Origin of the sequence: Pseudodesulfovibrio sediminis (assembly GCF_020886695.1) — a bacterium.
In the GTDB taxonomy this organism is placed as follows: Bacteria; Desulfobacterota; Desulfovibrionia; order Desulfovibrionales; family Desulfovibrionaceae; genus Pseudodesulfovibrio; species Pseudodesulfovibrio sediminis.
The window spans coordinates 3,058,750-3,078,277 of record NZ_AP024485.1; the positions used below are offsets into that span (position 1 = coordinate 3,058,750).

Sequence of the window (19,528 nt, forward strand, 5' to 3'; positions counted from 1 at the left end):
TGAGTCTTGACTTGTGGGTCAAAAACAGGTTTTTAGGTGGGCCGCGAGGTTCTCTGGCCGTTTGCGGATGGAATTGCACCACTCAATGAAAACGTGTATCCATCCGTGACAACGTTATTTCATAACAGGCCATATAGAGACCGCCGAAGCGGCCATCCAAGGAGGATCACATGTACGTTGGACTGAAAATGCTGCGCGACTTTGTCAAAGTCACCCCCCAGACCTTGGTCAAGGATGCTCAAAAAGAGCTCGAGACCAATAAACTCTGGATGCTCTTGGTGGTGGATGACGACGGCAAGTTGCTTGGCTACGTGCGCAAGGAAGACATTTTCGCCGCGCTGCCGTCCATCATGACCTCTCTGGAGAAACACGAGATCAATTATCTCATGAGCAAGCTCACCGTGGAGAAGATCTACCGCACCGATATCAAGACCGTGGCCCCCGAGACGGAAATCGAGGGTGCCGCCGACATGATGTTCGAGATGGATCTTGCCGGCCTCGCAGTCGTCGACACGAACGGAGAGCTGATCGGTTATATCAACCGGAACGTCATGCTCGACGTATTGGCCGAGGAGATGGGATACCGCGAGGGCGGCAGTCGACTGACCATTGAAGTCGAGGACCGCTCCGGCGTACTGTATGAAGTCGCCGGTGTCATCGCCAATATGAAGATGTCCATCATCTCCACCGGGACCTTCTTTTTTAACGGACGCAGAGTAGTGGTCGTCCGTATAGATACCGAAGACCCGTCCACCGTTGCCACGGCACTGGAGGACAGGGGCTACAAACTGGTCACTCCCGACGATTTCAAGGGGGAGTGGACCTAAGGGCTCACCAGCCGACTCGGCAGCATATGGACCAGTAACGGTGTTCAGGAATTCACCGTCTGGCCGTGCATACGTCGTTTATGACGGTGTGTTCTCAACCATAATTGCAGGATTATGGCATATCTTGACGTCAGTGACGTAACACTCACCTTCAAGGGCATCGCAGCTCTTATGGGGGTGTCCTTCACCGTGGAACAGGGGACGATCGCATCCCTTATTGGTCCAAACGGTGCAGGCAAAACCTCCATGCTCAACTGTATCAGTGGTCGCTATATCCCCGATGGCGGGGCTAAGGGACCTTGCTCAATCACCCTCGACGACGAATGTCTGCTTTCTCTTCCGGCGCACAAACGCACGGAGCTCGGACTTTCGCGCACCTTTCAAAACATCGCCCTGTTCAAAGGCCTTTCGGTTCTGGACAACCTCATGGTCGGTCGGCACAGCCAGATCAACTACGGGTTGTTTTCCTCCATTTTCTATTGGGGAAAGACTGTCAGGACAGAGGACAAACACCGCCGTCGTGTGGAAGATGTCATCGATTTTCTCAATCTTTCACCCTATCGGCATCATCATGCGGGACGCCTTCCCTATGGTGTGCAGAAACGGGTGGAACTCGGCCGCGCACTCGCCGCGGAACCCAAGCTCATTTTACTCGATGAGCCCATGGCTGGCATGAACCTCGAAGAAACCGAGGACATGGCTCGATATATCCTGGACATAGCCGAAGAGTGGGGCGTGACCGTCCTGCTCGTGGAGCACGACATGGGAGTTGTCATGGACATCTCCGATAAAGTCGTGGTGCTCGACTTCGGGTCCAAGCTAGCCGAGGGCACACCGGATGAAGTGCAGGCAGATCCCAGCGTCATCGCTGCCTATCTGGGCACCGAAGAAGAGACGTTCACCAGGAGATGAGACAAATAGGTCCGGACCCTGATCAGGGGACGAGAACACTCAAAATACGGATTGCACATGCCGAAATCATATAAGACAACATTGCCCCGTCTGCTCATCAAGCAGGCCGAGGAGCGCGCCCGGAAGACCGCCCTGCGTGAAAAGGAATGGGGTGTCTGGCAGGCCGTTACCTGGCAGGAAAACCTCAAGATCACAGCGGAATTCGCCTGTGGGCTGGAGAAGCTGGGGCTGACCAAGGGCGACATCGTCATTCTCATCGGCGACAACCGCCCGGAATGGATCTGGGCCGAGCTCGCCATTCAGGCTCTAGGCGGCATCGCACTGGGGCTGTATCAGGACTCACCTGCCGAAGAAATCGAATATATTTTTGCGCTTTCAGAATGCAAACTCGTGGTTGCCGAAGACCAGGAGCAGGTGGACAAGATGTTGTCGTTCCGCGACAACCTGCCTCACCTGAAGCATATCATCTATCATGATCCCAAGGGCTTGGTCGCTTATGAAGCGGACGTGGACGGGCTGCAGGATTTCAAGGCCATTCGCCGTCTGGGACGTGAAGCCCAGTCCGATGTGGTGGGCCGATACAAGGAGCTGGCTCGCAAGCTCGATCCCAATGACGCCTGTCTCATCGCCACCACGTCTGGCACCACGGGACGGCCCAAGCTGGCCATGCTCTCCCACGTCAACCTGCTCTCCATGGCCCATAATCTGGGTCAGTTTGACCCCAAATCCGCCAGGGACGAGTTCGTCTCCTTCCTGCCGCTGGCATGGATGGGCGAACAGATGATGGCCGTGGCGTCAGCGCTGCTGTTCGGCTTCTGCGTCAATTTTCCGGAGACCCCGGACACGGCCTCTGCCGACTCCCGCGAGATCGGGCCGCATTTTATCTTCTCCCCGCCGCGCGTGTATGAATCCATTGCGGCAAAGGTGCAGGGCGACATAATGGAGACTACGCCCATTAAGCGGTTCCTGTATCACCTCTTCCTGCCCATCGGGTATGAATATGTGGACACGGTCTTTGCGGGCGAAACCCCGTCAGCCTGGCTCAAGTTCAAGTATTTCATCGCGGACAAGGGGCTGTTTCGCGCTCTGCGCGATCGCCTTGGGTTCTCGCGCATGCGCAGCGCCACTACCGGCGGTGCGGCGCTCGGCCCGGATATCTTCCGTTTCTTCCACGCCCTTGGCGTCCGGTTGAAGCAGATCTACGGCCAGACCGAGATCGCGGGTATTTCCTGTATTCACAAGGATGGCGAGGTCGACTTTACCTCGGTTGGCGCGCCGATTCCCGAGACCGAGGTCAGGATCACGGAAGAGGGCGAGATCATCTCCCGTTCCCCGGCGGTTTTTCTCGGCTACTACAAAAACGAGGAAGCGACACGGGAAACGGTCTCCGAAGACGGTTGGCTGCTGTCCGGCGACGCCGGGTATTTTGACGACAATGGCCGACTGGTGGTCATTGATCGCCTCAAGGACGTCATGCACCTCAACGACGGCACCCAGTTCTCGCCGCAGTTTCTGGAAAACAAGATCAAGTTCTCCCCATTCCTGCGCGAATCCGTGGTGCTCGGCGGCGGGCGCGATTATGTGTCAGCCATCCTGTGCATCGACATGGCCATCGTGGGCCACTGGGCAGAGACACAGATGGTCACCTACACCACGTATCAGGATCTGGCGGCCAAGGATGAGGTCTATCAACTCATCAAGGATGAGGTCGCCAAGACCAACGCGACCCTGCCTGCCGAAACGCAGATCAAACGGTTCTGCCTGCTGTACAAGGAACTCGACCCGGATGACGGCGAACTGACCCGCACGCGCAAGGTGCGGCGCAAGACCATCAACGAGCGATACGGCTCGCTCATCGAGGCGCTCTATACAGATGCCTGCGCCATGAATCTGGAAACCGAAATCACCTACCAGGATGGCCGGGTGCGAGAGATATGCGGTGCTATCCGCATTGAGGACATGGAGGCCTAAGTGGAATATTATCTGCAACTTATCGTTAACGGTCTGGTTGTCGGGAGTATTTACTCTCTGGTGGCACTCGGATTCGTCATCATCTACAAGGCCACCAAGGTCGTGAACTTTGCCCAGGGCGAGCTGGTCATGGTCGGTGCGTACATGTGCTTTGCCCTGACCGTTCAGTTCCATATCCCGTTCATCTGGGCCTTCTTCATCACGCTCGGCTTTTCGGTGCTGCTGGGGCTGGCCATCGAGCGCATGGTGCTCCGACCACTCATCGGCGAGGAGCATATCTCCGTCATCATGGTCACGGTGGGCATGAGCTCGGTGCTCAAATCCCTGGTCCAGCTTTTCTGGGGCACGCAGATCAAGGTCTACCCTCAGGTACTGCCGACCGATCCCATCATGATCGCAGGGCTGCCGGTTGCTCCGGTCTACATCGCGGCGTTCTGCCTGTCAGTGGTCCTGTTCCTGATTTTCTCCGTTTTCTTCAAATATTCGCGCACCGGCATTGCCATGCGTGCCACGGCCTTTGATCAGCAGGCCGCCCAATCCATGGGAATCGGCATCAAGAACATCTTTGCCATGAGCTGGTGCATCGCCTGCATCGTGTCTGCCGTGGGCGGCGTGATCCTCGGCAACATCAACGGCATCAACTCCCACATCGGCCATCTCGGTCTCAAGGTCTTTCCGGCGGTTATCCTCGGCGGTCTTGATTCCCTGCTCGGTGCAGCCCTTGGCGGGTTGATCATCGGCGTGCTGGAAAATGTCTGTGACGGGGCGGCGCGGCAACTGCTCGGCCTCGGAGGATTCAGGGAAGTCGCGGCCTTTATCGTGCTTGTCGTCATCCTCATGATCAAACCCTATGGTCTCTTCGGGACCAAGGAAATCGAGAGGGTGTAGTCATGCAGGGTAAATGCGGTCTCTTTTTCACTTCGTACAAAGGCGAAGCCCAGATATTCCAGTCGGGCTTTCAGAAGATCATGATTGTTCTGTTGATCATGGCGTTATGTGTGGCTCCGTTCGCACTCAACTCCTATCTGGTCTCGGTCATGAATCAGATATTCATTGCGGTTATCGCCGCGGTCTCGCTGAACCTGCTCACGGGCATGTGCGGTCAGATTTCACTGGGCCACGGCGCGTTCCTTGGCGTGGGGGCCTACGCTGCCGGGCAGTGCACCCTCCACGGCGTACCGTTTCCGCTGGCCATACTGGCCGGTGGGCTGGTCACGGCCATGGTGGGCATGGTCTTCGGCATCCCGTCGCTCAGGCTCAAGGGAATCTATCTGGCCATCGCCACCCTGGCGGCCCAGCTGGTGCTGGAATATTTCTTCCTGCACGGTGGTGCGCTGACAGGCGGTTCAAACGGGCTGCTGCTTGAATCGCCGCAGATCTTCGGGTTCACGTTCGACACTGAAGGGCGCATGTATTTCCTGCTCTTCTTTTGTGCGGCCATGGCGCTGCTCATGGTCTCCAACATCATGCGCAGCAAGCATGGCAGGGCATTCATCTCCATCCGGGACTTTTATCTGTCAGCCGAGATCGTGGGCGTGAACCTGTTCTGGTACAAGCTTATCGCCTTTGGCGTCAGCTCGTTTCTGGCTGGCGTGGCTGGCGGTCTGTGGGGGCACTATACCGGCTATATCTCTGCCGAGCAGTTCAATATCGGGCTGTCCATCTCCTATCTGGCCATGGTGGTCATCGGCGGGTTGGGCAGCGTTATCGGGTCGGTCTTCGGCGCGATCTTCATCACGCTGCTGCCCGAGGTGCTCAACGGCGTTGCCAACGGTCTGGGAGCCTTCTTCCCGGACGTGACCCAGTATATCGTGGCTCTGCGCGAAGGCGTGTTCGGCCTCGTGCTCATCCTCTTCCTGATTTATGAACCGGAAGGGCTGGCGCATCGCTGGAAATTGATCAAGGCGTACTGGAAGCTGTATCCGTTCGCCCATTAGGCACAATCCTGCACAGAGGTGCGGGTTCACCATAGAAATGACGCCCGATCGTTGCGGGAGGGCGTGGAACTTCAATCCCTTAGGAGATCGATAATGAGGGTAGGTAAAATCATAACTGCGGCTTGCATCATGCTTCTTGCCGGGCTGATGCTCTTTGGCTGTGGAGGCGAAGAGCAGAAACCGGCTGAAACCAAAACCGATTCACACAGTGAAGCCAAGGACGCGTCCCCGATTCTGGTGGGCGGTCTTGTTGACATGTCCGGTCCCACTTCGTCCGTGGGCGTCCCCTACGCCGCGGGCCTCAAGGCCGGCGTCAAATACGTCAACGACAACGGCGGCATTGACGGTCGCCCCATCGAATTTGATCTGCAGGACACTGCGTACAATGTCCAGACAGGTTTGTCCCTGTACAAGAAAATGGTCAACGAGAAGGTTGTCTGCATTCAGGGATACGGCTCGGCCGTGACCGAAGCGCTGACCCGCAGTCTGGCCAAGGACAAGATTCCCGATCTGTCCGCATCCTACTCGGCCCACCTGACCGATCCGGCCAAGGCTCCGTACAACTTCTTCATTGCCGCCGACTACTCCACGCAGGCCCGTGCTGCCATCAAGTACTTCCGCGACACCTGGACGGAAACACGCGCTCCCAAGATCGCGTTCATCTATCCTGACCACCCCTATGGTCTGGCTCCCATCAAGGGCGCCAAGGCCTATGCCGAAGAACTCGGCTTCGAGCTGGTGGGCGACGCCAACGTCTCCCTGAAGGCCATCGACGCCACCACCGAGCTGCTTCCCCTCAAGGATGCCGCCCCGGACTTCTGCTGGATCGGCGGAACCACACCGTCCACATCCGTTATCCTGAAATCCGCCAAGAACATCGGCATGGACACCGTCTTTTTCACCAATATCTGGGGATCGGACGAGAACCTGTACAAGCTGGCCGGTGACGATGCCAACGGGGCCTACTCCAACCAGGCCGCCGCTGTTTACGGAGACGACGTGCCCGGCATGAAGGCGATCATGGAGATCACCAACAACGAACCGCAGATGACGCACTTCACCCGTGGATTTGTGTCCATTCTGGTCATGGCCGAAGGCCTCAAGCGTGCTGGCGCCAACGGTCCCATCACCGGCGAAGCCGTCAAGACCGCACTGGAAACGTTGCGTGACTTCGATCCCATGGGATTGGCTCCGCTTATCTCCTACTTCCCGGATGATCACCGCCCGAATATGGCTGTCTTCCTGTACACCATCAAGGACGGCAAGCTGACCTTCGTGAAAGAGCAGATTCTGGAACGCCGCGCCGACTGGCTCGGTCACTAAAAAACAATAGAATTCGGTCGGGGGTGGCGAATCACCCCCGACCCCGTGTTCCAAAGATATTTTTGCGCCTCGCCGTCTAGCCAGCTCAAGAAGCTCGCATGGAGTTCCAGCGGCGCGACACACAGTTTTGGAGATGCTCTGACCTCTTTTCAAGAGGGGGCTTGAGCCGCCGGAGGCAAATTTGAGTGATGTTTTAAAAGTCGAGAACCTCGAAGTCGTCTACAACGACGTTGTCCTTGTCCTGAAAGGGTTGTCCCTGGCCTGCCCGGAGGGGGAGATCACGGCCCTGCTCGGTGCCAACGGTGCCGGAAAATCCACCACGCTGAAGGCCATCTCCGGCCTGCTGGAGACCGAGGACGGCGAGGTTACGGACGGCTCCATCCTGTATAAGGATGAGGCTATTCAGGGGACCATACCGGAAAAGATTGTGCGCAAGGGCATCTTCCAGGTCATGGAAGGGCGGCGCATTTTCGAAGACCTGACCGTGGAGGAGAACCTCAAGTGCGGGGCGTTTACCCGTCCTCGCAGCGAGATCGCCGAGTCCATGGAAAAGGTGTACGACTATTTCCCCCGACTCAAGGAGCGGCGCAAGCAGCTTGCGGGCTACATGTCCGGCGGCGAACAGCAGATGTGCGCCATTGGCAGGGCTGTCATGGCCAAGCCCGATCTGTTGCTGTTGGACGAACCCTCCCTGGGGCTGGCTCCGCTGCTGGTGGAAGAGATTTTCGCGATCATCAAGAAGTTCAATGCTGAAGAGGGCGTGACCATCCTGTTGGTGGAGCAGAACGCCCGGGCCGCGCTTTCCGTGGCCAAACAGGCGTACATCATGGAGAATGGCCGCGTGGTCATGGATGGCACGGCCAGCGACCTGCTCAATAACCCCGATGTTCAGGAATTTTATCTCGGCATGGGCCACGGCGGTGACAAAAAGAGCTATCGTGATGTAAAACACTATCGTCGCAGAAAGCGGTGGCTTGGATAACGATTGTCCTTGGCGGGGCATCAGCACAGCCCTGGAGATTGATTATTTGAGTGGATGTGGAGGCGGTTTTTTGCGAGACTGTGTTGGTAAGAATTTCACCGATTGCGGAGGTGGCTGTGTACTACAGTGAATATGAGACCGAACCGCGCGAAAAGCGCATGGCCCGTAAATGGAAAGCTGTCAGGAATGTGCTGGCCGAGGCCGAAAATTCTTCAGGCGAATTTCAGGCACGTCTCAGGAAATTGAATGCCTGCGCCAGGGATTTCAAGTCATTTGACGACTATGGGGCTATTCCGCCTCTGCGCAAAAAAGACCTTATCGACTGGCAGGCTGAGCACGGCATCGGTTGGTTCCTCAATTGTTCCCCCGGAGAACTCGGGCGCATCTATCAGTCCCCTGGCCCGCTCTTCGACCCCGAAGGCGTGGAGCCTGATTACTGGGCGTGGTCAGAAGGGTTTTTTGCTGCCGGTTTCCGTCCCGGAGACCTCGCGCAGATGACGTTCTCCTATCACATGACTCCGGCTGGCCTCATGCTCGAAGAGCCGCTGCGGGATATAGGCTGCGCTGTCATTCCCGCTGGTCCGGGCAACACGGAGAAGCAGATCGAATTCATGACCCAACTGCCGGTCACCGCGTTTGTGGGCATGACCAGCTATCTCAAGGTTATCGGCATGAAGGCCCGGGCGGCCGGGCTGGATCTCAGGCAGGACTTCAAGCTCGAAAAGGCCTATGTGGCTGCCGAACCCTTGTCCGAAGCCCTTCGTGCCGAGGTTGAGGACATGTTTGGCATTACTATCCGCCAGGGGTACGGCACCGCTGATGTGGGGTGTATCTCCTACGAATGCATGGAGCTTGGCGGCATGCACCTGTCCAACTACCGGCATGTGGAAATCTGTGATCCGGTTACCGGGGTTCCCCTGCCTGACGGGGAGCTTGGCGAGGTCGTGGTCACGCCGTTTTTTAATGATTATCCGCTGGTGCGCCTTGCCACGGGTGATCTGTCGTCCATGGACACATCCATGTGCGCCTGTGGCCGGACAGCCCGTAAGCTCACGGGATGGAAGGGGCGCGCTGATGATACAGTCAAGGTCAAGGGACAGTTCATCTATCCCGGACAGGCCGGTGCGGTCTTTGCCCAGTATTCTGATGTTTCCGGTTGGCAGATACAGGTAAAGAGTGTAAAGGGCATGGACGCGCTTGTCGTCGTGGTTGAGACCGCGCAGGCGTTCGATGAAGAGACTTTCGTCGCTGATTTTCAGGCGACCATGAAATTGAGACCTGTCGTCGAGATCGTTGCGCCCGGCACCCTGCCGGAAGGAGCACCCCGTCTCGTCGATGAGAGGACTTTTGATTAGCCGGCTTTTGGCCGGGTTGCGGTCCTAATTGGATGGGTCGGTGCCAAGAGCACCGGCCCTTTTTGTTTGTATGGGGGCGGCTCGGCTTGCGACTGCTGCGTTCCTGTGGCGTTGCCATGGTCGAGAATGTCCGTTCGCGCCTGTTCTTTTCTACGCTCCGAGATCCTTCTCGGGGAGCGTTCCTTTTATTTCTTGATGGCGATCATGTTGAAACGGGTGAGTTTGATGGATCGCCGTGTGCCCGGCCCTGTCTTCAGCAGCTGCACTGCGGCCTGTTCGGTATATAGGGTGGAGGCGGAAAGCCCATCTACCGGCAGAATGACCTCCAGCGTGCGTTGTCCTGCGGCCGTGGCGGTGTGCATGACGGCTCCATGTGCGGCTGTGCCACAGATGATGACCCTTTTTATACCCTGTTCGCGGATAAAGGCATCGAGCACGGTGCCATGAAATTTGTTCACACTGGCCTGGACGATGAGGTCTTTCTTTCTGGGTTTGACTTCCGGCAAAATGGTGTCTGGCGTGCCTCGGCTTGTGAGGCTGTAGATAACGGTCACACCTGCTGCTCGGATTTTTTGCAGAAATGTGGCTATGCTGGAAACGGTCTCCAGACAGCGAGGGCGCCGTTTGGCGTTGCACGTCAATTCTTCAATGTCGAGAATGAGCAGGGCGGTGTCGGTGGGATTGACGATGACTTCGACCAGTTCGGGAGGAGCGGGAGCCTCGGCCTGCGACCAGATCGTGACGATGTCGTCGTGGGCGCGCGTGGGGATGGCTGAGGCTGTCATGATCAGGCTGATGAGTGCCAGCACGATGAAGCCGTATTGTTTGCTCACGGTATGCTCCTTCTGAAAGATGATAGACGGACGCATACTATCAGAAATGGCGTTTTCTGGCACCTGCAATGTGCTTCCCCTGTCAGGCGGGGTCTATTGCGAGGTCTTTTTGATTGTGCCTTGGCTTGGCGATGGCTGTGGATGACGACTGGTCGGGCATAGAAAAAGCCCGGTTCCATCACGTATTATTATACGGGGAATCCGGGCTTTGGGTATCAACGCAGCACAAGGCCGCTTTAAGGATCAGAGGGAACGATTACTGGGCGCAACCGCCGCCGCAGCTGCCGCAACCGCCTCCGCCACCGACTTCGTTGACGGATTTGATGGTGAAGCCATACTTGGAAAGGTCAATGGTTACCTCGCCGGCTGCTTCGGCCAGTTCTTTGTTGATGACGAAGGTGAAGGCGTCGATTTCGACTGTGTTGTCGTCATCGCGTGCCTCGTCCAGAGCCAGGGTGAGCTGCATTCCAGCGCAGCCACCCCCACCAAGATGGACGCGGACCGGTTGGATTTCCTTGTCAGCAAAATATGTGGTGAGTTCCTGCTGTGCAGATTCAGTGACTGTGATCATTGGGTTTTCTCCTAATTGAATGAGTTTCTTTAAGTATATAAGTAGGAATCATTCCTTGTAAAGAGGTGGCAGTGAAAAAATATGAATTTAGTAAAAAAAGATGCATGAGCAGAGTGCGTTGCAAGGCGCAAAAAAAGCCCAGGCCCGTCGCGTATTTCCATACGCAAGGGTGTGGGCTTTATGAAGCATACCTGAGGCATGCGATCTTGTAAGCCTCGAAAAACGCAGTCGATTCTTTTTCAACACGAGATCAGGCTGCGTAGCAGCTGTACGATTGGTGATCTGGGAGTGGGCTAATTGGCGAGAAGTAGTGAGCTGCAAGGCGCAAAAAAAGCCCAGGCTCGCCGCGTATTTCCATACGCAAGGGTGTGGGCTTTATGAAGCATACCTGAGGCATGCGATCTTGTAAGCCTCGAAAAACGCAGTCGATTCTTTTTCAACACGAGATCAGGCTGCGTAGCAGCTGTACGATTGATGATCTGGGAGTGGGCTAATTGGCGAGAAGTAGTGAGCTGCAAGGCGCAAAAAAAGCCCAGGCCCGCCGCGTATTTCCATACGCAAGGGTGTGGGCTTTATGAAGCATACCTGAGGCATGCGATCTTGTAAGCCTCGAAAAACGCAGTCGATTCTTTTTCAACACGAGATCAGGCTGCGTAGCAGCTGTACGATTGGTGATCTGGGAGTGGGCTAATTGGCGAGAAGTAGTGAGCTGCAAGGCGCAAAAAAAGCCCAGGCCCGCCGCGTATTTCCATACGCAAGGGTCTGGGCTTTTTGAAGCAACGCAGCAGATCGCTACTTATCGCCAATTAGCAGTTGCAGCCGCCGCTGCCTGCGGAACCACAGGTGCCAGATGAAGCGCAGCCACAACCGCCGCCACCACCGACTTCATTTTCGGATTTGATGGTGAAGCCGTATTGGGAGAGGTCAATGGTGACCTTGCCGGCTGCTTCGGACAGTTCCTTGTTGATGACAAAGGTGAAGGCGTCGAGTTCGACAGTGTTGTCGTCATCGCGGACTTCATCCAGGGCCAATGTCAGCTGCACTCCGGCGCAGCCGCCGCCACCGAGGTGGACACGGATGGGCTGCATTTCCTTGCCTTCAAAATATGCGACGAGTTGCTGGGTTGCCGGTTCTGTGACTGTAATCATGTACTGTTCTCCTGATGTGGTTTGTTTTCATGTAGTATAGATATGAACGATGAGTTGTAAAGAGGTGATCTATTGAAAATCCCATAAAATCGAGATCGGTTCAAAGCGGTTGTTTGCGGCGCTGTTCATGCCTTGACTGATTTGCGAGAAGTCGTGAACGATGCGACGCACAAAAAGCCCATGATCATTGCGTGTTAGGGTGCGCAATGGTCCGGGCTTTTGAACGCTGCCGATGAGCTGCTTTTTGACTGTATCGGAGTCTCTGCTCCAACAGATTCCTGATCGCGGTGGATTAGTGGCCGCAGCTGCAGCTGCCCGAGCCACAGGGCTCGATGGCAAAGTCGGAGCTGGTATCTTTCACGCCACCGATAGGTCTGTCGGAGGTAACGACAAAACCGTTGTAAGTCATGTCAATGGTGACGTTGCCGATCTCGGCCTGGAGGTCCTTGTCGATAAAGAAGGTGAATCCATCAGTCTCGAAGACTTCGTCTTTGTCCGTGGGTGTATCCACCGTAAGCGTGAGTTGCTTGCCCTTGCAGTCACACTCGTCCGGGTAGATGCGAATGGGCTGCGCCTCTTTGCCTGCGAAATGCATAAGGAGTTGCTTGGTTGCAGATTCTGTTGCTGTGATCATATTCTTTTCTCCTGAAGGGGTTTGTTTCGCATGTATGTATAGACATATATTGTATCTTGTAAAGAGGCGGCCTATAAAAAGGCGTGGAGAAGGGCAATGCAACAGCAGGTGCGTGTGTACAAGTGCGTCACGGAGTGGCCGCATTCAGGAAAGATGCAGCGCTTGAGGATGTAAAAAAGCCCAGGTCCATCGCGTGGTTAACCACGCAAGGGCCTGGGCCTTCTGATGCAATTGCAGCGAATAGCTGCTGTCGCCAATTAGCAGTTGCAACCGCCGGAGCCTGCGGAACCACAGGAACTGGCAGAGGAGCAGCCGCAGCTTGCGCCTTCGCCGCCGCCAACGGGATTTTCGGACTCAACGACAAAACCGTAGTAGGTCATGTCAACTTTGACATTGCCGGTTTGAGTCTGCAGTTCTTTGTCGATAAGGAAGGTGAATCCACCAGCCTCAAACACTTCGTCTTTGTCGGTAGGCTCATCCAGAGCCAGTGTCAGGCGAGGGCCTGATCAGCCGCCGGCTGCGAGATATACGCGCACCGGGGAGGTGTCTTTATCCTGAAAATAGCCTTCCAGTTGCTTCTGGGCAGCTTCGGTAACTTCAAACATGGTATTAGTCCTCCTAATTGTGGTCGGGAAATGAAGAGGTAAGTTCAATAGTAGTAATTGTCAAATCGAAAAGTGCACATTCTCCTTTGCGGAAGTTGACCACCCCCCGTAGATGGGCTAATTTCCTAGGTTCCCTGAATCGCAAAAAAAAAGCCACGTGAGGCTCAATCATGAAAGAATGCGGCACTATTTTGTCCGAAAAAGAGATGGACAGGACGCTTGAGCGTCTGGCCTTTGAAGTCTACGAACGTCATGGTGACGATGAATCGCTCGCGATACTCGGCATCCAGCGGCGCGGCGCCGACCTGGCCGAGCGAGTGAAAATACTGCTCGATGAACGTCTTGGGCGCAAAGTCCCTCTGGGCAAGCTCGACATCAACCTGTACCGCGACGACTGGACCACCAATCTGGAGCTGACGCCGACCATCAGTTGTTCGGAGATCGGCTATGACGTGGAGGGCCGGTCCATCGTGCTGGTGGACGACGTGCTGTTTTCTGGTCGTACCATCCGGGCAGCGCTGGAGGCGATCCTCGACTATGGCCGCCCCAAGCGCGTAGAGCTGTTGGTGCTGGTGGATCGCGGGAACCGGGAGCTGCCTATTCAGGCCGATTATGTGGGCAAGAAGCTCAATACCATGGACAAAGAACATGTGAACGTGCTCGTGACCGAGCGCGATGGCGAAGACCGCGTTTGCCTTGTCAGGAGTGAATAGGGTGTCCTACACTCGCATCGAACGAGACGAAGTTCCTTTGCCGTGCATCACGCTGGTGGGCATGGCTTCAGCCGGCAAGTCCACGCTGGGCAGCCTGCTGGCCGCCCGTCTGGGATGGGGGCAGCTCGACACTGACCGGTATCTCGAATCCTACTACGCCCAACCGCTTCAGGGCATCATGGACGCCTATGGGCTGGAGCAGTTCCTGCGCATCGAGGAGCAGCTTGTCTCCGAATTGAATCTGACGCGCACGGTCATTTCCACAGGCGGATCGGTTATTTATGGGCCAAAGGCCATGGAACAGCTCAAGAAGCTGGGATCGGTGGTCATGCTGGATATTGATGAGGCCACCTTTATCGAGCGCGTGGGCAGCGGTGAAAACCGTGGGCTGGCCATTGGCCCCGGCAAGACCATGGCCGAGCTTTACAACGAGAGACAGCCGCTGTACCGTGCCGCCGCTGACATTCTGGTCAGCACGGACAAGAACACGCCCGAAGAATGCGTGGACATCATCCTCAATCAAATAGATTTCATATGAAAAAACTCACTCCCAAGGCGGCTTTCCGCAAGTTGGCCGCCATATACGACAAGATGGTCGACCGATATAATGAAGTGGCCGAACCCATCAACATGCAATGCGACGGGTGTCATGACAACTGTTGTCTCTCCTTTTTCCAGCATCACACCTACATCGAGTGGGCGTATATGTGGGAGGGGTTGAATCAGCTCCCCGCGGACCAGTTGGAAGCGATCAAGGCCAAGGCCGAGGAGTATGTGACCCAGGGCCAACAGGCGTTGGCGCAGGGGCAGCGGCCGCACATCATGTGCCCGCTCAACATCGACGAGAAGCAGGGCATCTGTGGTCTGTACAAGCACCGGCTCATGATCTGCCGCATGCACGGAGTTCCCAACAAGCTGGTCAAGCCCACGGGGCAGGAGATCAACTTTCCCGGCTGCTATCGGTGTCAGGAACTGACCGCAGGGCTGGACGTCATCCCCACTGTGGACCGCACGCCCATGTACAAGGATCTGGTCATGCTCGAAATGCAGTTTGTGGGCAATAATCTGCGCCAGATGCCCAAGGTCGATCATACCATCGCGGAGATGATCGTGTTGGGACCGCCGAGGTTGCGGTAAACACATCCCTCTGGCCGAGTTGTGAAAATACAAACGGACGTTCCCTTTAACAGAGAGCGTCCGTTTTGATTTGTATGGCCGGTTGATGGTGCCGAGGGGCGGTTCAGTCTGGATTGTTTCCTGTCAGGGGTGTACTGGTGAGGCATGAAAAAATATTCCACATCCATCCTTGCCCTGGTCCTGTTGGCGGGAGCGATTATGCTGGCGGGGAGTTTCCCGTCCCGGTTGGCGTGTGAGGCCCAGGCCGCTTCAAGCGTTTACCATGGAAACAGGAATTCCCACATCTTTCATCAGCCCGCTTGCAGGTACTTCAACTGCAAGAACTGCACGGTGGTCTTTTCCTCGCGAGAGCAGGCGCTGAATGCCGGGTTCCGGCCCTGTAAGATCTGCAAGCCGTAGCCAGGTCAGACCGTCTTTGAGAGACCGGCCTTGGCAAAGGTGAATTGTCCGGCCTGAAGGAGCGCGATCTCGTTCTCCTTGGTTGCAATCTGGCGGTACTTCTCTTCGTCGGGCAGGGCGGAATTCCAGACCTCGGCTATCTCGCCGCGGACCACATTGATGCGCTGCTCTATCTGCTCAAGGGAAAAAGAGCCGTTCCTGATAGGCTCGATGGCCGCTTCCTCGAATGCGGTAATGGCCTCGTCCGACAGTTCTATCATGTCGCCGAGAATCTTATCCGCCTGCTCATGCGCCAACTCATTGAGGTGCATCTCAAAGCTGTATTCGCCCGTAACAAGGGTCTGATCCATTTCTATATACATGAACCCTCCGTGGTTCGTGTGCAGAAATCATATCGACCAGTGTGTGGAATTTCTAAAGGGTCTTGAGTTGTGGAGGGTGTTTTTGTATACCTCACGGCATGTGCTCCTGAACAGATCATATGGACTTCGGTTGTGTGTTGATGAAAAACACCCTCTAACCATGTCATGGAGCATGTAATGAAAAATAGAATATACGATATAGTCGGCGTGACACCTGAAGCCGACTCCTTGTGGCAGGGTGAGCACAAGATCCCATGGAATGACCCTGCCTTCAGTGCACGAATTCTTGCGGAGCACCTCTCCCAGGAACACCATCTTGCCAGTCGAAAAAGAACGTTCATCGAAGCCCAGGCTTCGTGGATACGTTCCCGATTCTTGAACAGCGGGCCTGCCGCTATTCTCGACCTTGGCTGCGGGCCGGGGTTGTATTCCCGTCTGCTGGCCGATCAGCGACATCAGTATCTCGGCATTGATTTCAGCCCTGCATCCATCGAGTATGCGACTCAGGAATACGGCACGTCCGATCAGTGCGTGTTTCGACTTGGGAATGTGGTCGAGACTGATTTCGGCGGGCCTTTCGATGTGATCATGATGGTGTACGGTGAGTTGAACGTGTTTGCGCCCAGCCAGTGTCGGCAAATTTTGGCCAAGGCCCATGCTGCGTTGGCTCTCGGTGGAACATTGCTGATCGAACACCAATGCCTGCACGCGGTCAAAGGCGTCGGCGAGGCTCCCAATTCCTGGACCCGGGCCGAATCCGGCGGACTCTTTGCTGATGAGCCGTATGTCTGTCTCACGGAAAATCACTGGTTTGAAGAGGAGGCTGTTGCTCTGCAATGCTTCCATGTGCTGACATCCGGTCAGGACAAGCCTGTCAGCTACCGTTCAACGACAAAGGCGTGGAGTGACGAGGAAATGACTGCGTTGTTGATTGAATCGGGTTTCAGTGAAGTGCGCCATCACAGGGATTGGCCTGTGCCGGATGATGGTCTGGCGCTTGTGTCTGCGGTTAAAGAATAAAAGAGAGGCCTCCGGGATAGTTTTCGGAGGCCTTTTCAGTTGCGATCAGATTTCGATATAATCGCCCTGCAGGAAGCCGATGAAGTCCGAGATCCCGGCCCTGCGCGCAAAGACATAACTCGACACCCATCGGGCGAAGTTCATCTTTCGGCCATATATGGTGTAAAGACGATCCGTTTCGACAAAATCCCAGCCAAAGAACTCGGCGACCTTGGGGTTGATGGGCTGATCGAATTCGGCAAATGGTTCCGGCAGCGCATCGAATACAGAGGGTGCCGGCGGCGTGAATCCCAGCGCCTCCAGAATGCCTGTTGCAACATGGTTCATGAGCAGTGATCCGGGATGGTTGACGGTATGAAAAAGCTGTGTTTCCCGGTAGTTTTTCGTGATGACATCCAGATATTTGATAGGGGTGTGTGTCTCCCGTTCCCGTTCGGTCGCGATGGTTTCGGTCACCAGTGAGAGCAGGTCGAACCGGGTGGAAACATCCGTGTGCATGTACAGCAGGATGACCTCTTCCACCGGTAGGGCTGTTTCGATGAGCTCGTCAAGGAGCACACAGCGGTAATCAAATCCGGGTTCGTTTGACCATGTGGGCCAGTAGCCTTTGAAGAACATGTTCGGGATGCACAGGCTGCGTGTGGATTGCGGTAGATTGGCGAGCAAGGCGTCAGACGCCAGTTCGCCCCATTTATCCCCGAGGTGCTGGTAGAGAAACAGCGAGCAGTTGTTCAGCGCATAGTCTGGCACCGGTTCGTGAACATAGTTCGTATAGAGCAGACATTCGTACCGGGCATGGAATTCCGGACACGCCGTGAGTCGCTCCAGGAGCGGTTCGCCCTGGCAGTTGGCGTGTACGATGCAAAGTTCTTTTTCCATGACATCCCGTGTGTGAAAGGAGCGTGTGCAGCACTTCGGATAGCACGTATCAAAATGGCCTTCAATGCCCGGCGGTTGTTTACAGAAATCAGGCGACCGTGTATCTCTCCGAAACCGATAAACACACTGAGGAACTACTGATATGAAGAATGATTTTGAAGCTGTTGTGGCCGCCATCGCGCCTGTTGACCAGACCTTGTCCAAAGCGGGACAGGCCCATCTCGATGATCTGACCAAACCCCAGGGAAGCCTTGGGCGTCTGGAGGATCTGGCCCTGCAGATGTATCTTGTTCAGGAGGGCGGTCCGCTCTCTTCGGACCCCATGCGTATTTACACCGTGGCCGGGGATCACGGCGTCAATGCCGAGGGCGTCAGTGTGTACCCGCAGGAAGTCACCCGGCAGATGGTACTTAATTTTCTGAACGGCGGTGCGGGGATCAACGTGCTGGCGGAAACCGTGGGCGCACAGCTCTATGTGGTCGATGCCGGTTGCTGTGGCTCCACCTTTGACGAACATCCCAGCCTTATTCAGGCCAAGGTCGCCCCTGGTACGGCCAATCTTGCCGTGGGTCCGGCCATGACGCAGGAGCAGTGCCTGCAAGCGCTCATGCTCGGTGTCTCCCTGGCGGACAGGGCGCATGCGGACGGCGTCAAAGTGCTTGGCACAGGCGAAATGGGCATATCCAACACCACCCCGTCCACGGCACTGTATTGTGCCTACCTTGGCTTGAAGCCGGAAGCCATGACAGGGCTGGGTACCGGTCTGGATGCGGATGGCGTGTCAGCCAAGGCCAAAGTCATTTACAAAGGGCTTGAGGCCAACAAGGCAGTGGTCGAATCCGGGGATGCTCTCGATATCCTGACCGCGCTCGGTGGTCTTGAAATAGCTGCTTTGGCGGGCTTGATCCTGGGTGGTGCCAAAAATCGCCAGCTTATCTGTGTTGATGGATTCATTTCTACCGCGGCCTACCTCGCCGCCTGGAAGCTCTGTCCGGCAGTCAAGGAGTACTGCATCATCAGCCACTCCTCTGCCGAGGGCGGGCATGTGAGCGCGGTCAAGGCCATGGGGCTGAACCCCTACCTTGATCTCGGGTTCCGGCTTGGGGAAGGCACCGGTGCCGCCTGTGCCATGTTCCTGGTCAGGAGTGCCGTAAACATGTTCAATAATATGGCTACATTTTCGGATGCAGGCGTGTCCGAAGCCGAATAGACGAAGGTGGTGCCGATCCGCGTTGTCTCGCCGATCGGCATGCACGAAGCGCAAAAAAAATAGGCTGGTCAGTTTACTGACCAGCCTATTTTTTTTGCGTGCCATGCACGCGCCTAAGCATCACCAAGGTCTCCAGTGACAGCCTGGATGACATCGCCCTTGGCGTTATAGGTTCCGGTGGCTTCGACCTTGACGAGCTCGCGGGCCATTTCCGGATTTTCCAGAACCTCACGCTGCAGCCGAACCTTGCGGATGTTCTTGATGCTTTCCGCTTGGTTTGTTCCTTGAACTTCAAATCCAGCAACTTCCATAATCCTTACCTCCTTTAAAGGGGTATTGAGTATTGTTCCTGCTGTTTTTATCGGCTTGTATTCAGAAATCTTTAGGGGGAGCGATACATCGCGGGAATTCCGGTCCCCTGCAAGACGCACCTTCTTAACCTTTCTTAATCTTTCCATGTCCACCACTTGAGCTTTTCCGGTTCATGATTTTCAGTTGAAGCGAAATAGACGGCACAGCGAAATACGTAGAGCACGCACCGGTCAATGTGCGTTCCGGCCTGATCCATGAGCTGTTGATACATGGCCTCGGGGTTTTCCCCGACCAGCTCGGGCACGGAAGTGTACCCGAGACTGAGCAGGTCTCTGGACAGGCTCGGTCCCACTCCGGGGATCACCTGGAGACGTTTCAGAGCAGCGCTGTCCATCCGG

23 protein-coding genes are annotated in these 19,528 nt (G+C 55.8%); 14 read left to right on the forward strand and 9 right to left on the reverse strand.

What is annotated here, in order from left to right:
* Nucleotides 1–170: 170 nt before the first annotated feature.
* From SRBAKS_RS14485 to SRBAKS_RS14520, 8 genes are all read left to right on the forward strand, one after another.
* A complete protein-coding gene (locus SRBAKS_RS14485) occupies nt 171–827 on the forward strand; it encodes a CBS domain-containing protein (protein WP_229591601.1) in 657 nt (218 codons plus the stop codon).
* 114 nt (nt 828–941) lie between these two features.
* Complete coding sequence (locus SRBAKS_RS14490) at nt 942–1,739, forward strand: ABC transporter ATP-binding protein (protein ID WP_229591602.1); 798 nt, start codon at nt 942–944, stop codon at nt 1,737–1,739.
* A gap of 57 nt (nt 1,740–1,796) precedes the next feature.
* The gene (locus tag SRBAKS_RS14495; protein WP_229591603.1) at nt 1,797–3,710 is read left to right on the forward strand and encodes an AMP-binding protein; all 1,914 of its coding nucleotides are present in this window, start codon (nt 1,797–1,799) and stop codon (nt 3,708–3,710) included.
* Nucleotides 3,711–4,598: a branched-chain amino acid ABC transporter permease gene (locus tag SRBAKS_RS14500; RefSeq protein ID WP_229591604.1), complete on the forward strand. Its 888-nt coding sequence runs from the start codon at nt 3,711–3,713 to the stop codon at nt 4,596–4,598.
* A gap of 2 nt (nt 4,599–4,600) precedes the next feature.
* Nucleotides 4,601–5,647: a branched-chain amino acid ABC transporter permease gene (locus SRBAKS_RS14505; protein WP_229591605.1), complete on the forward strand. Its 1,047-nt coding sequence runs from the start codon at nt 4,601–4,603 to the stop codon at nt 5,645–5,647.
* A gap of 93 nt (nt 5,648–5,740) precedes the next feature.
* Entirely contained in the window at nt 5,741–6,970 is a 1,230-nt protein-coding gene (locus SRBAKS_RS14510) for an ABC transporter substrate-binding protein (protein WP_229591606.1), read from the forward strand.
* 181 nt (nt 6,971–7,151) lie between these two features.
* Nucleotides 7,152–7,952, forward strand: a complete 801-nt coding sequence (locus tag SRBAKS_RS14515) for an ABC transporter ATP-binding protein (RefSeq protein WP_229591607.1) — start codon at nt 7,152–7,154, stop codon at nt 7,950–7,952.
* 116 nt (nt 7,953–8,068) lie between these two features.
* Entirely contained in the window at nt 8,069–9,307 is a 1,239-nt protein-coding gene (locus tag SRBAKS_RS14520; RefSeq protein ID WP_229591608.1) for a phenylacetate--CoA ligase family protein, read from the forward strand.
* Nucleotides 9,308–9,492: 185 nt separating this feature from the next.
* Here SRBAKS_RS14520 and SRBAKS_RS14525 read toward each other — a convergent pair whose 3' ends face one another.
* The 5 genes from SRBAKS_RS14525 to SRBAKS_RS14545 form a co-directional block, all read right to left on the reverse strand.
* Nucleotides 9,493–10,140, reverse strand: a complete 648-nt coding sequence (locus tag SRBAKS_RS14525; protein WP_229591609.1) for an isochorismatase family protein — start codon at nt 10,138–10,140, stop codon at nt 9,493–9,495.
* A gap of 256 nt (nt 10,141–10,396) precedes the next feature.
* A complete protein-coding gene (locus tag SRBAKS_RS14530) occupies nt 10,397–10,711 on the reverse strand; it encodes an IscA/HesB family protein (protein ID WP_229591610.1) in 315 nt (104 codons plus the stop codon).
* A gap of 806 nt (nt 10,712–11,517) precedes the next feature.
* A complete protein-coding gene (locus tag SRBAKS_RS14535) occupies nt 11,518–11,859 on the reverse strand; it encodes an IscA/HesB family protein (protein ID WP_229591611.1) in 342 nt (113 codons plus the stop codon).
* 292 nt (nt 11,860–12,151) lie between these two features.
* A complete protein-coding gene (locus SRBAKS_RS14540; protein ID WP_229591612.1) occupies nt 12,152–12,493 on the reverse strand; it encodes an iron-sulfur cluster biosynthesis family protein in 342 nt (113 codons plus the stop codon).
* A gap of 257 nt (nt 12,494–12,750) precedes the next feature.
* Nucleotides 12,751–13,098 (reverse strand): IscA/HesB family protein, encoded by a 348-nt coding sequence (locus SRBAKS_RS14545; RefSeq protein ID WP_229591613.1) that lies wholly within the window; start codon nt 13,096–13,098, stop codon nt 12,751–12,753.
* Nucleotides 13,099–13,268: 170 nt separating this feature from the next.
* On the opposite strand from SRBAKS_RS14545, the gene pyrR reads away from it, so the two are divergent.
* The 4 genes from pyrR to SRBAKS_RS14565 all read left to right on the forward strand — a co-directional run bounded on the left by pyrR (nt 13,269) and on the right by SRBAKS_RS14565 (nt 15,347).
* On the forward strand, nt 13,269–13,811 hold the full coding sequence (gene pyrR / locus SRBAKS_RS14550) for a bifunctional pyr operon transcriptional regulator/uracil phosphoribosyltransferase PyrR (RefSeq protein ID WP_229591614.1): 543 nt from the start codon (nt 13,269–13,271) through the stop codon (nt 13,809–13,811).
* 1 nt (nt 13,812) lies between these two features.
* Nucleotides 13,813–14,349: a homoserine kinase gene (thrB, locus tag SRBAKS_RS14555; RefSeq protein ID WP_229591615.1), complete on the forward strand. Its 537-nt coding sequence runs from the start codon at nt 13,813–13,815 to the stop codon at nt 14,347–14,349.
* Nucleotides 14,346–14,948, forward strand: a complete 603-nt coding sequence (locus tag SRBAKS_RS14560; RefSeq protein ID WP_229591616.1) for a hypothetical protein — start codon at nt 14,346–14,348, stop codon at nt 14,946–14,948. Before thrB ends, SRBAKS_RS14560 begins: the two co-directional genes overlap by 4 nt.
* 144 nt (nt 14,949–15,092) lie before the next feature.
* Entirely contained in the window at nt 15,093–15,347 is a 255-nt protein-coding gene (locus tag SRBAKS_RS14565; protein ID WP_229591617.1) for an Ada metal-binding domain-containing protein, read from the forward strand.
* 5 nt (nt 15,348–15,352) lie between these two features.
* Here the strand turns inward: SRBAKS_RS14565 and SRBAKS_RS14570 are convergent, their stop codons facing one another.
* On the reverse strand, nt 15,353–15,709 hold the full coding sequence (locus SRBAKS_RS14570; RefSeq protein WP_229591618.1) for a hypothetical protein: 357 nt from the start codon (nt 15,707–15,709) through the stop codon (nt 15,353–15,355).
* A 177-nt stretch (nt 15,710–15,886) separates the two neighbouring features.
* Here SRBAKS_RS14570 and SRBAKS_RS14575 point away from each other — a divergent pair, with 177 nt between their 5' ends.
* Nucleotides 15,887–16,729 (forward strand): methyltransferase domain-containing protein, encoded by an 843-nt coding sequence (locus tag SRBAKS_RS14575; RefSeq protein ID WP_229591619.1) that lies wholly within the window; start codon nt 15,887–15,889, stop codon nt 16,727–16,729.
* A gap of 45 nt (nt 16,730–16,774) precedes the next feature.
* On the opposite strand, the gene SRBAKS_RS14580 is transcribed toward SRBAKS_RS14575, so the two are convergent.
* Complete coding sequence (locus tag SRBAKS_RS14580) at nt 16,775–17,608, reverse strand: WcbI family polysaccharide biosynthesis putative acetyltransferase (RefSeq protein ID WP_229591620.1); 834 nt, start codon at nt 17,606–17,608, stop codon at nt 16,775–16,777.
* Nucleotides 17,609–17,750: 142 nt separating this feature from the next.
* Between SRBAKS_RS14580 and cobT the strand changes: the two genes are divergently transcribed.
* Nucleotides 17,751–18,818: a nicotinate-nucleotide--dimethylbenzimidazole phosphoribosyltransferase gene (gene cobT / locus SRBAKS_RS14585; protein ID WP_229591621.1), complete on the forward strand. Its 1,068-nt coding sequence runs from the start codon at nt 17,751–17,753 to the stop codon at nt 18,816–18,818.
* 113 nt (nt 18,819–18,931) lie between these two features.
* Here the strand turns inward: cobT and SRBAKS_RS14590 are convergent, their stop codons facing one another.
* Together SRBAKS_RS14590 and SRBAKS_RS14595 are read right to left on the reverse strand one after the other, a co-directional pair.
* Nucleotides 18,932–19,129, reverse strand: a complete 198-nt coding sequence (locus SRBAKS_RS14590; RefSeq protein ID WP_229591622.1) for a hypothetical protein — start codon at nt 19,127–19,129, stop codon at nt 18,932–18,934.
* A 134-nt stretch (nt 19,130–19,263) separates the two neighbouring features.
* Complete coding sequence (locus SRBAKS_RS14595) at nt 19,264–19,524, reverse strand: helix-hairpin-helix domain-containing protein (protein ID WP_229591623.1); 261 nt, start codon at nt 19,522–19,524, stop codon at nt 19,264–19,266.
* Between the last annotated feature and the right edge of the window lie 4 nt (nt 19,525–19,528).

Coding starts and splice junctions, on each gene's coding strand:
- SRBAKS_RS14485 (WP_229591601.1), top strand. CDS start 171: ATGTACGTTGGACTGAAAATGCTGCGCGACTTTGTCAAAGTCACCCCC.
- SRBAKS_RS14490 (WP_229591602.1), top strand. CDS start 942: ATGGCATATCTTGACGTCAGTGACGTAACACTCACCTTCAAGGGCATC.
- SRBAKS_RS14495 (WP_229591603.1), top strand. CDS start 1,797: ATGCCGAAATCATATAAGACAACATTGCCCCGTCTGCTCATCAAGCAG.
- SRBAKS_RS14505 (WP_229591605.1), top strand. CDS start 4,601: ATGCAGGGTAAATGCGGTCTCTTTTTCACTTCGTACAAAGGCGAAGCC.
- SRBAKS_RS14510 (WP_229591606.1), top strand. CDS start 5,741: ATGAGGGTAGGTAAAATCATAACTGCGGCTTGCATCATGCTTCTTGCC.
- SRBAKS_RS14530 (WP_229591610.1), bottom strand. CDS start 10,711: ATGATCACAGTCACTGAATCTGCACAGCAGGAACTCACCACATATTTT.
- SRBAKS_RS14535 (WP_229591611.1), bottom strand. CDS start 11,859: ATGATTACAGTCACAGAACCGGCAACCCAGCAACTCGTCGCATATTTT.
- SRBAKS_RS14540 (WP_229591612.1), bottom strand. CDS start 12,493: ATGATCACAGCAACAGAATCTGCAACCAAGCAACTCCTTATGCATTTC.
- pyrR (WP_229591614.1), top strand. CDS start 13,269: ATGAAAGAATGCGGCACTATTTTGTCCGAAAAAGAGATGGACAGGACG.
- SRBAKS_RS14560 (WP_229591616.1), top strand. CDS start 14,346: ATGAAAAAACTCACTCCCAAGGCGGCTTTCCGCAAGTTGGCCGCCATA.
- SRBAKS_RS14565 (WP_229591617.1), top strand. CDS start 15,093: ATGAAAAAATATTCCACATCCATCCTTGCCCTGGTCCTGTTGGCGGGA.
- SRBAKS_RS14570 (WP_229591618.1), bottom strand. CDS start 15,709: ATGTATATAGAAATGGATCAGACCCTTGTTACGGGCGAATACAGCTTT.
- SRBAKS_RS14575 (WP_229591619.1), top strand. CDS start 15,887: ATGAAAAATAGAATATACGATATAGTCGGCGTGACACCTGAAGCCGAC.
- SRBAKS_RS14580 (WP_229591620.1), bottom strand. CDS start 17,608: ATGGAAAAAGAACTTTGCATCGTACACGCCAACTGCCAGGGCGAACCG.
- cobT (WP_229591621.1), top strand. CDS start 17,751: ATGAAGAATGATTTTGAAGCTGTTGTGGCCGCCATCGCGCCTGTTGAC.
- SRBAKS_RS14590 (WP_229591622.1), bottom strand. CDS start 19,129: ATGGAAGTTGCTGGATTTGAAGTTCAAGGAACAAACCAAGCGGAAAGC.
- SRBAKS_RS14595 (WP_229591623.1), bottom strand. CDS start 19,524: ATGGACAGCGCTGCTCTGAAACGTCTCCAGGTGATCCCCGGAGTGGGA.